This window comes from Methylosinus sporium (genome assembly GCF_003113265.1).
Classification (GTDB): Bacteria; Pseudomonadota; Alphaproteobacteria; order Rhizobiales; family Beijerinckiaceae; genus Methylosinus; species Methylosinus sporium.
On record NZ_PUIV01000004.1, the window covers coordinates 82,518 to 95,899 of the forward strand.

Here is a 13,382-nt window from a genome sequence, read left to right on the forward strand (position 1 = left end):
ATGACGATGGACGTCGATTTCTCCACTCTCGCGACGCATGGCCCGGATGGCGCGCGCCGCCTGGAGCTGGCGCTGGACGGCATGACCTGCGCCGCCTGCATCTTCGAAATCGAATCGGCGTTGAAGGCCATTCCCGATCTCACGACGGCGCGCGTCAATTACGGCGATCGGCGCCTCTCTCTGGAATGGACGGCGCCGACATTCGACTTTTCCATCGTGTCGGAAAGGCTGCGGCGCATGGGCTATCGCGCGCGGCCTTTCGAGCGCGAGAGCGGCGAGCGCGCCGAGCGCGAGACGTCACGGCGCCTGCTGCGCTGCCTCGCCGTCGCCGCTTTCGCCTCGGTGAATGTGATGATGCTGTCGGAAGCCGTCTGGCTCGGCGGCGATATGGATGCGACGACGCGCGATTTCTTCCATGGCGTCTCGGCGCTCATCGCTCTGCCGGCGGCGGCCTTCGCTGGCCAGCCATTCTTCGCGAGCGCCTTCGCCGCGCTGCGCGCGCATCGTCTGAATATAGATGTTCCCATTTCGCTCGGCGTGCTGCTGTCGCTCGCAATGTCGGTCTATGAGACGCTCACCCACGCGCCGCACGCCTATTTCGATTCGGCGACAATGCTGCTCGCTTTTCTGCTGCTGGCGCGTTATCTCGATTGCGCGATGCGCCGCAAGACCCGCGCCGTGGCCGCCAATCTCGCGGCTCTGCGCGCGCCGGCCGCTTGCCGCCTCGACGCGGATGGCGCGCAATCCTATGTTCCGCTCGCGGCGCTGGCGCCGGGCGATCACGCGCTCGTCCGCCCCGGCGAGCGCATTCCCGCCGACGGCGTCGTCTTATCGGGGGACTCAAGTCTCGACGAGAGCCTCGTCACCGGGGAGACGCGACGCCGCTCGGTCGGCGCCGGCGACACGGTCTATGCGGGAGCGATGAATTTCGACGGGGCGCTGACGATTTGCGTGCTGGCGGCGGCGGGCGGCTCGCTCATCGACGAGATCGAGCGCCTGCTGGACAAGGCAACGGCGGCGCGCTCGCGCTATAGGCGGCTCGCCGATCGCGTCGCGCGCCTCTATGCGCCGCTGGTGCATCTCGCCGCGCTCTGCACGGCGCTCGCATGGCTCCTCGCCGGCGCCTCGCTGCATGATGCGCTGACGACGGCGATCGCCGTGCTCATCGTCACCTGTCCTTGCGCGCTGGCGCTCGCCGTCCCCGCGGTGCAAGTGGCGGCGAGCGGCGCGCTGTTTCGTGCCGGCGTGCTGCTCAATTCGGCCGATGCGCTGGAGCGTCTCGCCGAGATCGACACTGTCGTCTTCGACAAGACCGGCACGCTGACGACGCCCGAGCCTCGCGTCGCCAATGCGCAAGAGATCGAGCCCGAGCTGCTGATGCTCGCCGCGCGTCTCGCGCACTCGAGCCGCCATCCGCTCGCGCGCGCGGTGGCGCGCGAATATCCCCGCGCCGCTCCGCTCGAGGGCGCGCGCGAAGAGCAAGGCGCAGGCGTCGTCGCCATAGTCGACGGAATCGAGGCGCGCCTTGGCGATCCATGCTTTTGCGGGGTCGAGCGCGATTGCGCCGCGGCGGCGCGCGACGAGTCCTCGGTGATCGCTTTTCGTCACGGCGAGCGCAGTGCGGCGCTCGTCGTGCGGCAGACATTGCGGCGCGACGCGCGAGACACCATCGATGCACTCACGCGCCGCGGCCTGCGCATTATCATCTTGTCCGGCGACCGCACGGCGCCGGTGGAGGCGGCGGCGCGCGCGCTCGATGTCGCGGAATGGCGCGGCGCGATGAAGCCCGCCGATAAGGTCGCGCGACTGGAGGCGCTGCGGGCGCAGGGGCGCAAGGTTCTGATGATCGGCGACGGCGTCAATGACGCGCCTGCGCTCGCCGCCGCACATGTGTCGCTGTCGCCGATCGACGCGGCGCAGATCGCGCAGGCCGCCGCCGACGCCGTCTTCCTCGGCGAAGAGCTCGCGCCCATCGTGACGACGGTCGACGCGGCGCGGCGCGCACGCGCGCTGATGCGGCAGAATCTCGCGCTCTCGCTTCTCTATAATGCTGTGGCGGCGCCGCTCGCAATGGCGGGCCTGCTGACGCCGCTCATCGCGGCCCTCGCAATGTCGAGCTCTTCGCTCATCGTCACGCTCAACGCCTCGCGCGCCGGCCGCGTGAGCGCTGCGCGTGAATTGGAGGGAGCGAGGGCGCGGTCGCCGCGGACGGATGGCCCGAACGGGAGCGGGCGCGCCGGGGACGAGTCGCGAGACGGGCGTCGCGTCGAAGAAGAAGAGGGAATCGTCGCATGAATGTCCTTCTCTTTCTCGTTCCGCTGGCTCTGCTGCTCGGCGCGCTCGGCCTCGCGGCATTCGTGTGGTCGCTGAATGCGGGTCAATATGAGGATCTCGAAGGCGCCGCGGCGCGCGCGCTCTCGGACGACGATGTCGAGGATGGACGATGAGCTTCGATCCGCTGATCGCGCGGCCGAGCGAGACGCTCTGCCTCTGCCCGCGCATCGACGAAAATACGGATGCGTCCTCGACGCGGCGTCTCGCGCTCGGCTTCGGCCTCGCCGTGCTGGCGCAAGCGCTCGCGCTCGCGCAATTGCCGCAGGCGGCGTTGCTCATCGCGCCGCGCGCGGAGCAGATCGGCTGGCCGCTGGCGCTGCTGCTCATCGGCGCGGCGCTCGCGTCCTTTCCGGCGGCGGCGCTCGTCGACGGCTTCGGACGCCGGGCGGCCTTCGCGCTCGGCGCGAGCCTCGGCGTCGGCGGCGGATTGCTCACGGCTTTCGGCATGACGCACGGACATTTTCCGGCGTTCTGTCTCGGCGCGCTATGGCTCGGCCTCGCGCAAGGTTTCGGGCTTTTCTATCGCCATATCGCGGCCTCGGCGCTCGGCGGCCTGCGCGTGCTGGCGGGCGGCGCGCTCGCCGCTCTGGCCGCGCCGCTCGTCGTCCACGCTTCGGAGTTCGCGGGAGGAGGAGCGGCGAGCCTGCTCTGCGCGGCGCTGCTTCAGCTCGCCGCGCTCTTTCTGGCGCTGCGTCTTCCGCATGGTTTCTCAAAGGTGAACGCGTCAGTTTCGAGCGCCGCCGCGGTCGATGGCGCGTCCTTCCGCTCGGCGACGCATTTCGCTCTGGCGACGCTCGCCGGCGCGGCGGCTTGGGCGATCATGGCGGCGGCGATGCTGCGCGGCCCGCTGTCGCTCGCTCTGTGCGGAGCCGCTCAGAGCCTCATCGGCGGGGCGATGGCGTGGCATCTCCTCGCAATGTACGGCCCGGCCGCTCTGGCGGCGCGCTTTCCCGCGCGCTTTCCGCCGCTCGCGAGCCTCGTCGCCGGGCTCGTCCTGCTGGCCGGGGCTTTCGCCTCGCTCCGGCTCTCGACCTCGCCCGCGCTTCTTGCGGCGGCGATGGCGGCGGTCGGCGTCGCCTGGTCGCTCGCCAATATCGGGGCGCTGCGCCTGCTGCACGAGAAAGGACCGCCGTCGCGCACGGCTCTGGCGCTCCACGATCTCTGCCTGCTCGGCGCGGCGGCCGCCGGCGCTCTGGCCTTCTGACGCGATTTCGCCGCAAGATTTTCGCAAATTGCCGAAAGAGCGTAGACTCCCACCCAAAGACGAGACCGCGCGCGCGAGCGTTCGCGCGCTAAAGTCTTACCGTGTTTCCAACGCCGAACCGGCGCCCACTTCGGCTGGAAAGGCGCTACATGCCCGGCGAGGAACCCGAAAATGACCTTCTGGCGCGGCAAGAGCGAGAGACAGGGCGAGGGCGAAAGCGAGGCTTCGCCGGCGCTGGAGCTTTTGGTGCGGCGCTCGCTCGCGGCCATCGCCGTCGAGCGGCTGGCGCGCGTCGCCGCCGGGCTCGCCACGCTTCTGCTCTTTTTTCTCGCGGTCTCGTTTTCGGGCCTGTGGCTGGAGATCGGCGCGACGGCGCGGGCGCTCGGCGTCGGCGGCTTTGCTCTTGCCGCGCTGTGGATCGGCGGCCGCGGGCTGTCGGCCGCGACGCCCCGCCGAAGCGAGGCGCTGGCGCGACTGGACGCGGCGCCGGGCGCGCAGCATCGGCCGGCGGCCTCGCTCGAGGACACGCTCGCCGGCGGCGCCGATCCGGCGACGCGCGCGCTATGGGCGCTGCATCGCAGCCGGCTCGAGCGCAAGCTCGCGGCGATCGAAGTGGCGCCGCCGGACCCCGGCCTGCCGCAGCGCGACCCATTCGCTCTGCGCGCCGCCGCGCTGGTCGCCGCCATGGCCGCGGCATTCGTCGCCGGGCCGGATCGCGAGGCGCGGCTGCTCTCCGCCTTCGATTGGGCGAGCGGCTCCGCCTCCGGCTCCGCCGCTCGCGTGGACGCCTGGTTCGAGCCGCCCGCCTATACGGGCCGTCCGCCCATCGTGCTGCCGCAGCGCGCCGAAGGACCCTGGGCGCAGGTCTCGGTTCCCGTGTATTCGACGCTCGTCGTGCGCAGCCTCGGCGCGCGCGGCGCCGCGTCGACGCGAGGCGCGCTCGCGCCCATAGAGGGCGGCAAGCAGAAGCAGCCGGGCGGCGAGTCGGAGGAGCGGTTCAAGCTCGAGGGCGAGGCCGCGCTGGCGCTGCGCGGCGCCGGCGAGTTCCGCATTCTCGTCATCCCGGACCGGCCGCCGACGATCGAGATCACCGAGCCGCCGCGCAATAATTCGCGCGGCACGATGACGCTCGGCTTTCGCATCGACGATGATTATGGCGTCGTCTCCGGCGAGGCGGCGGCCGCTCTCCCGGCCACGGCGCGACCGAGCCGATCGCTCTATCCGCCGCCGCGCCTCCCTCTGCCCGTGCCGCCGACCCGCGGCGGCCTCGGCGAGACCAAGGCGACGCTCGACTTCTCCGACCATCCCTGGGCCGGCGCGCGCGTCGCGCTGACGCTGATCGCCCGTGACGAGGGCGGCAATGAGGGCTTCTCGGCGCCGCTCGACGTCACTCTGCCCGAACGCCGCTTCAGCAAGCCATTCGCCCGCGCGCTCGCCGAGCAGCGCCGCAATCTGGCGCTCGACCCCGATCATCATGCGCGCGTTTCGACGGCGATCGGGGCCCTGTCGCTCGGCTCGGAGCTGTTCGAGACGCCCGCCTCCATTTTCCTGGGGCTGAACGCGGCCAAGGCGCGTCTGGAGGCGGCGCGCGACGACGCCGATCTGCGCGAGGTCGCCGATCTGCTCTGGTCGATGGCGCTCTCGCTCGAGGAGGGCGACGTCTCGCAGGCCGAGCGCGATCTTCGCGCCGCGCAGAAAGATCTGCGCGAGGCGCTGGCCCGCGGCGCGAGCGAGGAGGAGATCGCCAAGCTGACGCAGGACATGCGCGCCGCCATGGAGAAATTTCTGAGCGGACTCGGCCAGAAGACCGGCAAGAGCGCCGAGCGCGCCGCGCCGCAGCAGGGCGATCGGCGCGCGCTGACGGAAGACGATCTCGACGCCATGATGCGCGAAATCGAAAAGGCCGAGCGCGCCGGCGATTTCGCCGAGGCGCAACGCCTGCTCGACGAGCTTCAGGACGTGCTCGAAAATCTGAGCCCCGTGCAGGCGGGCCGTTCCGACCCCCGCGCACGAGACATGTCGCGCGCGCTCGACGAGCTCGACAAGCTCACGCGCGAGGAGCAGCAATTGCGCGACGAGACCAACCGCGGCCAGCAGGGCGGCGGCGAGCCGCGGCGCGGCGGCAAGGGCCAGTCTTCCGCCTCCGATGACGCGCGCGCGCGGCAAAAGGCGCTGCGCGACCGGCTGGAGCGCGAGCAGGACCGGCTGCGCCGCGCGGGAGAAGCCTCGCCCGATCTCTCCGACGCCGAGAAGGCGATGAAGGAGGCCGAAAAGGCGCTCGGCCCCGGCGGTGAGGGCGCGGGCCGCGCAGTCGACGCCCAAGGACGCGCGCTGCAGGCGCTGCGCCGCGGCGCGGATCAACTCGCCTCGCGAATGCAAGGCGAAGGAGAAGAGGGCGAGGGCCAGTCCGGCCGCGCCGGCCGCCGCGCGGGAATGCGCCCCGGCGACGGCGCCGATCCGCTCGGCCGTCCGACCGGCCGCCGCCAGCCCGGCGGTGACGCCGGCCTGCGCGACCCTCTGGGCTTGCCGCCGGCCGTGCGCGCGCGCCGCGTGCAGGAGGAGCTCCGCCGCCGCCTCGGCCAGCCAGAGCGCCCGGCCGAAGAGCTGGAATATTTTGAGCGGTTGCTGCGGCGATAGGCGGCGATCCGCGCGCCGCCGACGCCAGTCGCGCAGCCACGACGTGAACAGATTTTGGAAACCGCTTTTGCTCCGCCCGCCGTTCTCCGCACTAAACCCTAGATTGACGGACCGAGGCCTGTCGGGTACCAAATTCCCCTGGGCTTCTTATTCGCTTCCCCCTTCGAATCGCGAGGCGCAAAAGAATTTCAAATGATGGAGACCGACATGAAGAAATTGCTCACTCTGCTCGTATCCGGAATGCTGATCGCCGCTTCGACGTCGGCTGTCGGCGCCGCCCCTGTGGCCACGGCCGCGTGCTATGACGGCCAAGGACAACAGATCGCCTGCGCGCCCCATTACGAAGGACGTTCGCAAGCGACGGCGCAGGACGGCATCGATCCTCTGTGGGCCGGCGGCGCGCTGTTGCTCGCGGGCGGCGGCATCGCCGCGGGTCTCGCTCTCTCGAGCAACAACAATAATTCTTCTCTGCCGTTCATCGCCATTGGCGGCGTGAGCCCGTAATCAGACCGCGACTCGGGCGCGCGAGCGACCTCGCGCGCCTTTCGGTCTCGTCGATTCGACAACGCCCGGGAGACGCCTCTCGGGCGTTTCTTTGCGGCTCGTCCATCCCGGCCATTCCGGCGAAGAAGAGAAAAAATCGGCGAGACGCAACCTCGAAGCTTGTCCGAAGTTATTCCGGCTGTCGCCGAACCCGCGCGGCAGGAGAATGACATGTCGCTCACCGACAAGCTCGACCAGAACGCCGCGACGACGATAGCGCGAATGTCGCTCGCGAGAAGGCGGCCGACGCCGATGTCGCGCGCCCTCGCCGTGTTCGCCCTCGCTGCGCTCGCCTCAGCGTCGGCGCTCCTATTCGCCGCCGGCTGTCCGATTATCGCGATCTGGGCCGCGCTGGCTCTTCTCGGCTGGCTCTTCCTCGCAGGCGCCGCGGAGTCCGAAAGCGGCGCGGAAGACGCCGGCGCGCGAGATGTCGGAGCCGAAAAGCTCTACTGAGCGCCCGAGGGTCCGCCGACAGTCGCCGATGGCGCACCCTCGCCGATCGGCTCGATCTTCAAATCGGCATAGGAAATTTCGCCGGCGACGATCCATTCCGACGGCGAGCGCGCGTCGAGCTCCAATCGCGCCGATTGCATCCCGCAATCTTTGTCCGGCACGATGAACTCGAATTCGAAATGTCGCCAGTCGCGAATCCGGCCCATGCCCATTTCGCTCTCGCCGATCGACCCGTTGGCGTTCACGCAGGCCACGCGCCAGCGCGGCCCGCGGCGGCCGGCGATCTCGCCGCGATACCGCCCGACCATTCGATAAGCGCCCGCCGGGAGCTTGATGAATTGCATGGCGACATGCGGCGCGACGCGCCCCGGCCCGTAATCGATGCGCAGCGCGCGCGAATCTTCGGAGGCCGACGCGATGTCGATCCGCGCGCCGGCGCCCGAGCGCAGCAGCCAGTCGAATGGCGAGCCGCTCGGCGGAAAAGCGAAGTCGCCGTTGTAGAGCGTCGCCTCGTTCTGCGCGCGCTCCGGCGACAGCAATTGCCGCCAGGCGTAATAGGCGAAATCATAGACGCGACGCTCGAACAGAAACTCGAAATAGCGCCGCTGACTTTCCGCGCCGGCTGGATGGGCCGTGTTTTTCAGCGCCAGCATCAGCCGCAAAGGCGCGCGCACATCGGAGACGATCGACGGAAGATGCGTCAGAAAGCGCTCGCGCCATGGCGGATTTCGCGCCAGCATTCGTTCGAGCGCGATGGACGCCGTTCGATCCTCCGCCATACGCTCGAGATAAGGCGCGATAAACGGCATGAGCTGCGGTCGCGTGCGCAGCACGATGTCGGCCGAAAGCAGCGCCTCGGCATATCGGCCTTCCGACAAGCGCTTTTGCAGCAGCCAATGATGCGCGCGATACTCGTTGAGCGAATGACGCGCCGCCAGCTCCATGAAGTCGGCGGCCGCCGGCTCTTCCGGCGCGAGTTGGCCCAATATGCGTAGCCCTCTCGCGTCGAGCGGCGATCGAAGAAGCGCGTTCTGCGCGCGGCGACGCAGACGGTCACGCGCCGACCGGGACATCGCCGGCGGCGCCAGGATCGCGGCGCTCTCGGACGCGCTGTCGGGATTGATCTTGCGGTCGACGACGCCGAACACGACGTTCGGATTGTCGGACGCCAGCAAGAGCGCGACGCCGGGCGCGCGCTCGGCCACATGCGGCATGATATTCGTCGTCACGATCGCCCAGGCGAGCGCCGCGCCCAAGGCGCCGAGCGCAACGACCCGCAACGGCCGCCGCTCGAAGACGGAATCGAGCCCGACAATGCGCCTCATATCGAACACCGCTCACGAACGCCGCCGCACGCGCCTTCCGCCGAAGCCGAAAAGGACCAATATCGCGCGCAGCAGACGGATGAATTTCTCGGCCGGGTCATGCGCCTCTCGGCGTCCCGCCGAACGTCTCTCCCAGCCGATTCTGCCCTTGCTCTCCGACTTCGATCCGATTTTCGAGCGGGAAGCGCTCGTCTTCGACCTCCCCAATTCGATCGGCGGATGGGTTTCGTCGTAGCGGATGCGACGCTCCGGCGTTTTGAGATTGTCCCAGGCCTGCGTGACCTTGGCGACGGATGACGCCCGATCGGCGTCACGCTCGACATCGGGATGATAAACGCGCAGCAGCAACGCCATATTGCGCCTCAGCTCGATCATCGACGCCGAACGATCGGCGCCGAGGATGCGATAGCTGTCCGACTCCGCATCGAACAGGACCTGCTCGATGAAGAACAGCGCCGCTGCATGGACGGCCTCGCGCGATCTCTCGCTCGCGCGCACGGCCTCGTCCTCCGCCTCGGCGTCTCTTGCCGCGACCCGCAGCAGAAACACCACGCGAGCCGGCAATGGACGAGATTTCGCAATTCGCACGCGAGACGGCGCAAACAAAAGATCGAGCGCCACTCGCACCGCGGAAAGCTCCGTCGTCATGCGCTCTTTCGTTCCTCCGCGAGCTCGGCGTGGCGCTCGGAGCCGGATATCCGCGTAGGCTGATCGTTCTCGCCATATCCGTATCCATATCCATAACCATACCCGTACCCATATCCGGCGTTTTTGGAGTCGTGCCGCGTCAGCACGCCGCCGATCACATTCGCGCGCGCGGATCGCAATCGCTTCAGCGAATCGCGCAGCTGCGCCTTGCGCGTCCCGCCCGACCGTATGACGAAAGCCGTGGCGGCAGCGCCATTCGCCAGCAATTGCGCATCCGCGAGCCCCAGCACCGGGGGACTATCGACGACAATGAAATCGAATACTTCGGCGCCCACCGACAATAGCGTCATGAAGCGCGAGCTCGCCAACAAATCGGCAGGGCTCGGCGGAATCGGACCAGACGACATGAAGACGAGATTGTCGGTCGAGGTGTTCTGCATCGCATTGGGCGGCGAACACGCTCCCGTCAAATAATTGCTCAACCCCGTCGCATTGTCGAGACCGAGCTTCAGATGCAGAGACGGACGCCGCATATCGGCGTCGATGATGAGAACCTTCAGCCCCAAAGTGGCGAAATGCCGAGCGATCGCCAGCGCTGTCGTCGACTTGCCTTCCGACATGGCGGAGCTGGTGACCAGCAAGCTCTTCGGAAGTCCGCTCTCCGTCGCAAAATGCAGAGAGGTGCACAGCGAGCGATAGGCTTCGTTCACGCCGGAACGAAGCTCTGCGAGCTCGCGTTCGATGCCGTCCCCTTCGACCAGCGGGATCAAGCCCAGGGTCACGAGCCCGGTCACGCTCTCGAGCTCCTCCGCCGAGCCGATCGTATCGTCGAAGCGCTCCAGCACGAACACAGCGACTCCCGCCGCGAGCGCGCCCAGAAGCAAGGATAAAATGAGATTGCGCGTCATCAGCGGCGATGACGGGCTTCCCGGTAACGCGGCGGTCTCTACCACGAACACATTGTTCGCGCCCGCTCCGCTGGCCACATCCACCTCCTTATAGCGCTGCAGCAGGTTCTCGTACAGCGAGCGATTGGTGTCGACCTCGCGCTTCAGAATATTGTAGCGAATGCTTCGCTTTTGCAGATCGAGCACCTCTCCGCGAAGCGCCTCGATCCGTTCCTTCATCTCGGACTCCTGGCTGAGCGAAGCCTCGTATGCGCCTTTCAGCGCGTCTTTGATCGCCTTGACCTCCATGCCGATCTGATGGTCGATTTCCTTGATCTTATTATTGATCTGGACCATCCCAGGATAGCTCGGCCGGAACGTCTCCAGCTTCTCCTGATACTCGGTGACCAATGAATTGCGCTTGTCTCGCAATCCTTCGATCACCTTGTTGGACAAGAACTGGGGCAGATTGATCGCCTGCACCTGCTCCACCTGCCTATACAATTGCTCGTTCCTGATCCGCTCCGCCACCAGAGCGCCGAGCGCCACATTTCCCGCCGCGAGATTATTGTCGGCGATCGACGATTTCTCATTGGTCGTGATGATCTGCTCTTTCGCGCCGAAATCGACCAACGCCTTCTCGGAATCCTGCAGACGGCTCTGCAATTGCTTGATCTGATCCTCGAGAAACGATTTTGCGTAGGCGTTGACCTGAAAACGCTTGTCGAGGTTCAAATCGATGAAGGCTTGCGCGAATCCCGCGGCGATCTTCTGCGCCCTCGCAGGACTCGAATCCGTGTAGGAGATATCCACCAGCCGCGACCCGCTCAGCGGCTTGATCGTTCGGTTCGAAAGCACGACGCCGGCCGCCGCTCGCTCTTTCGCGCCCTTGTCCGCCGAATTTCCCGGACGAGAACCAAAGGACAACAATCTGCGGATGGCCCCGAAAGCGCCGTCCCCGCCCTGGTTCAGAAATCCCGCGTCTTCCCCGAGCGACAGATTCGACGCGGCGCGCTCGGCGACCGCCATTCCTTGCAAGAGCTCGTATTGTGTTCGCAGGAACTCCAGATCGAAACTATCGACCGGGGCTATGTTGCCGCTTTCGACGACTTTCGCGACATTGCGATCGATCTGCACTCTCGTCGTCGACGTGTAGAGCGGCGTCATCATCAAGGTCCGCAAAAGCCCTATGGCGCCGAAAGCCGCGACGATCGCCAGCACTCTCCACTTGTGCTTTCGCAGAATGCGCCAGATTTCGTGGAAGCTCGCGGAGTCGGAGCCAAAGGCCAAACGAGCCGAATATCCGCCCGAGTCCGCCTCGCCATAAGGCGCGGGCGCGGCCGAGCTCTTGGGCACGAGCTTTCCGGCTTCTTCTATGCTCATCGCTTTGTCGTTCATGCCGTCCGACTCCGAAATTCGAGACGAAAAAAGCAAGCCCGCGCTACCAGGCGGTGGGACGAAACGCGGCGAGCGCAGGGGTCACCTTCAAGAAGGACGAAAGCACGACCTTGGTCGCCGATGTCGGCACGACGACCACGTCTCCATTCTGCACAGCCGGATCATCGGCTCTCCCTTCCCGAATATCGTCGAGACTGAAAGAGGCGGCCATGCGCTGCCCGTCATGGGTGCGAAACACCATCACATTTTCCGACGCCGTATCGCGATCGAGCCCTTCCGCCATAGCGATCAGCTGAATGAGAGAATTCTTGCCCCGAAGCGGGTAGATCCCCGGCCTCTTGACCGCGCCCTCGATCGTCACGCGCTGACTGTTGAACTCGCGGACATAGACGGACACTTGAGGCGATCTCAGATAGGTCGCCCCGAGCCGCGCGGAAAGATCACGCTCGAGCTCTTGCGCCGTTTTTCCGGACGCCGGCACCTCGCCGAGGAGCGGCAAATTCACGGTTCCCGTGTCGGCGACCTGCACATTGCGCGTGAGCTCCGGCACCTTGAACACCACCACTTCGAGCACATCCTGCGCGCCGATCTTATACGCCGTATTGCCGGGCGTCGCGGCGGCGATGAAAGATCCGACCGAGCTCGCCAATTGCTTCGTTTCCTCTGGCGCCGGCTCGCTCGCAGCGCCGCTGGAAAGCGCTATCGCGCCGCGCGCGTCGTCATTGAAAGATTGCTCGCACCCGGCCAATGACATCGCGCCAGCCGCCAGCATCGCCATCTTGATAAGCGTCGACTTTATTCGCATTACCGCCACCGTATTGTTTCCTCGAGCGCAAGGACGTCTCGTCGCGTCTGAAGCCACCGCAGCCTCCCGGTCCCGGCGCCGGCATATGCGACGGCGGCAAATTCTCGAGGATTCCCAGAGGCCGCGTGAGCACCATATCGATGGCCGCCTCGTCGCCGAGACGCTTTGCGACAGCGTCGCGCCCCTGTCCGAGATTGGGCCGCCGCCGCCCGATCCCATGCGCGTCCGATGCGAGAATGTGAACGCGCCCCTCGTCGAGCATTCGCTCCGCCCAATAGCGCGGACCACGGCCGAAAGCGCCGATGAGCGACCCGGCAGTGATCTGCATCCACACCCCGCCGTGAAACAATTGCTCGATCGCGGCGGAATGCGTGTCGATCCAGGACAGCCGCTCCGGGTGAGTGAGGATGGGCACATAGCCGGCGAGGAGAACGTTGAAAAAAAAATCGACGAGCCTGAGAGGCGCGACGTGATGCGGCGGCTCCACCAGCACGTAGCGCGTGTCGGCCAAAGACAGAATGCGCCCGGACCGCAGCCCCTCGGCGAGATCGGGCGCCAAATGAACGTCCGCGCCCGTGATCAGCCGCAGCGGAATGTCGTTTTCATCCAGACGCCGCTGGAGCTCTCTGGTAGCGGCGCGTATCTGCGGACCGGTATTGTGATAGAGGCCGGGAAGAATGTGCGGCGTGCAAGCCTGCACCTCCACCCCGTCCGCCACGGCCATGCGCGCCATAGCGAGCGAGATCCGAAGATCCGCCGCGCCGTCGTCGATGCCGGGAAGCATGTGACTGTGAAGATCTATCATCGTCGTATCGACACCAAAATGAAAAATGAACGAAGCAGCGCATCGGCGCCGGACGCTGCCGATCGACGCCGATCAATGTCGACATTTTTGCATTCTTCCGAACGCCTCGTCTCGCGCAAAACGACCGGATCACATATTTTTTTGTGCATCGACATCGGTATTTTTGTGACATGTCTCCACAATGCTCGGTGAAAGCGCGTACGTATATTTGCGCGAGTTACAAAAATGCGCTTCCAAACCACGAGAAACGCCACAGGCTTCTTCGATGGACCGCGCCGAACGCCATTTACTGCATTTCGCAGCCTTGTTAGACTCGTCCCATTGTCGATCCTGCTCGCTCATT

12 protein-coding genes are annotated in these 13,382 nt (G+C 66.5%); 6 read left to right on the forward strand and 6 right to left on the reverse strand.

Annotated elements, in window-relative coordinates:
- From C5689_RS04530 to C5689_RS04555, 6 genes are all read left to right on the forward strand, one after another.
- Complete coding sequence (locus tag C5689_RS04530; protein WP_108916079.1) at nucleotides 1–2,295, forward strand: heavy metal translocating P-type ATPase; 2,295 nt, start codon at nucleotides 1–3, stop codon at nucleotides 2,293–2,295.
- Nucleotides 2,292–2,447, forward strand: coding sequence for a cbb3-type cytochrome oxidase assembly protein CcoS (gene ccoS, locus C5689_RS04535; RefSeq protein ID WP_108916080.1), 156 nt, complete (start codon nucleotides 2,292–2,294; stop codon nucleotides 2,445–2,447). The genes C5689_RS04530 and ccoS overlap by 4 nt, the downstream gene beginning before the upstream one ends.
- Nucleotides 2,444–3,538, forward strand: coding sequence for a hypothetical protein (locus tag C5689_RS04540; protein ID WP_108916081.1), 1,095 nt, complete (start codon nucleotides 2,444–2,446; stop codon nucleotides 3,536–3,538). Before ccoS ends, C5689_RS04540 begins: the two co-directional genes overlap by 4 nt.
- Before the next feature lie 171 nt (nucleotides 3,539–3,709).
- Nucleotides 3,710–6,175: a TIGR02302 family protein gene (locus C5689_RS04545; protein WP_108916082.1), complete on the forward strand. Its 2,466-nt coding sequence runs from the start codon at nucleotides 3,710–3,712 to the stop codon at nucleotides 6,173–6,175.
- 192 nt (nucleotides 6,176–6,367) lie between these two features.
- Nucleotides 6,368–6,679: a hypothetical protein gene (locus tag C5689_RS04550; protein ID WP_108916083.1), complete on the forward strand. Its 312-nt coding sequence runs from the start codon at nucleotides 6,368–6,370 to the stop codon at nucleotides 6,677–6,679.
- 210 nt (nucleotides 6,680–6,889) lie between these two features.
- Nucleotides 6,890–7,171: a hypothetical protein gene (locus tag C5689_RS04555; RefSeq protein WP_146188318.1), complete on the forward strand. Its 282-nt coding sequence runs from the start codon at nucleotides 6,890–6,892 to the stop codon at nucleotides 7,169–7,171.
- Here the strand turns inward: C5689_RS04555 and C5689_RS04560 are convergent.
- The 6 genes from C5689_RS04560 to C5689_RS18800 form a co-directional block, all read right to left on the reverse strand.
- A complete protein-coding gene (locus tag C5689_RS04560; protein ID WP_108916085.1) occupies nucleotides 7,165–8,496 on the reverse strand; it encodes a hypothetical protein in 1,332 nt (443 codons plus the stop codon). The genes C5689_RS04555 and C5689_RS04560 overlap by 7 nt on opposite strands.
- Nucleotides 8,497–8,508: 12 nt before the next feature.
- Nucleotides 8,509–9,144 carry a DnaJ domain-containing protein gene (locus C5689_RS04565; protein ID WP_108916086.1) on the reverse strand — a complete coding sequence of 212 codons (636 nt, stop codon included), beginning with the start codon at nucleotides 9,142–9,144 and terminating at the stop codon, nucleotides 8,509–8,511.
- On the reverse strand, nucleotides 9,141–11,429 hold the full coding sequence (locus C5689_RS04570) for a GumC family protein (protein ID WP_108916087.1): 2,289 nt from the start codon (nucleotides 11,427–11,429) through the stop codon (nucleotides 9,141–9,143). Before C5689_RS04570 ends, C5689_RS04565 begins: the two co-directional genes overlap by 4 nt.
- Before the next feature lie 43 nt (nucleotides 11,430–11,472).
- On the reverse strand, nucleotides 11,473–12,078 hold the full coding sequence (locus C5689_RS04575) for a polysaccharide biosynthesis/export family protein (protein WP_244594583.1): 606 nt from the start codon (nucleotides 12,076–12,078) through the stop codon (nucleotides 11,473–11,475).
- A gap of 70 nt (nucleotides 12,079–12,148) precedes the next feature.
- Complete coding sequence (locus C5689_RS18795) at nucleotides 12,149–13,039, reverse strand: tyrosine-protein phosphatase (RefSeq protein ID WP_108916089.1); 891 nt, start codon at nucleotides 13,037–13,039, stop codon at nucleotides 12,149–12,151.
- Between the two features lie 129 nt (nucleotides 13,040–13,168).
- A complete protein-coding gene (locus C5689_RS18800) occupies nucleotides 13,169–13,381 on the reverse strand; it encodes a hypothetical protein (RefSeq protein WP_146188319.1) in 213 nt (70 codons plus the stop codon).
- Between the last annotated feature and the right edge of the window lies 1 nt (nucleotide 13,382).

Bases quoted from the DNA above. Each gene is read 5' to 3' on its own strand.
- C5689_RS04550 (WP_108916083.1), top strand. From the start codon at position 6,368: ATGATGGAGACCGACATGAAGAAATTGCTCACTCTGCTCGTATCCGGA.
- ccoS (WP_108916080.1), top strand. From the start codon at position 2,292: ATGAATGTCCTTCTCTTTCTCGTTCCGCTGGCTCTGCTGCTCGGCGCG.
- C5689_RS04570 (WP_108916087.1), bottom strand. From the start codon at position 11,429: ATGAACGACAAAGCGATGAGCATAGAAGAAGCCGGAAAGCTCGTGCCC.
- C5689_RS18800 (WP_146188319.1), bottom strand. From the start codon at position 13,381: ATGAGCGAGCAGGATCGACAATGGGACGAGTCTAACAAGGCTGCGAAA.
- C5689_RS04530 (WP_108916079.1), top strand. From the start codon at position 1: ATGACGATGGACGTCGATTTCTCCACTCTCGCGACGCATGGCCCGGAT.
- C5689_RS04540 (WP_108916081.1), top strand. From the start codon at position 2,444: ATGAGCTTCGATCCGCTGATCGCGCGGCCGAGCGAGACGCTCTGCCTC.
- C5689_RS04560 (WP_108916085.1), bottom strand. From the start codon at position 8,496: ATGAGGCGCATTGTCGGGCTCGATTCCGTCTTCGAGCGGCGGCCGTTG.
- C5689_RS04545 (WP_108916082.1), top strand. From the start codon at position 3,710: ATGACCTTCTGGCGCGGCAAGAGCGAGAGACAGGGCGAGGGCGAAAGC.
- C5689_RS04565 (WP_108916086.1), bottom strand. From the start codon at position 9,144: ATGACGACGGAGCTTTCCGCGGTGCGAGTGGCGCTCGATCTTTTGTTT.
- C5689_RS18795 (WP_108916089.1), bottom strand. From the start codon at position 13,039: ATGATAGATCTTCACAGTCACATGCTTCCCGGCATCGACGACGGCGCG.
- C5689_RS04555 (WP_146188318.1), top strand. From the start codon at position 6,890: ATGTCGCTCACCGACAAGCTCGACCAGAACGCCGCGACGACGATAGCG.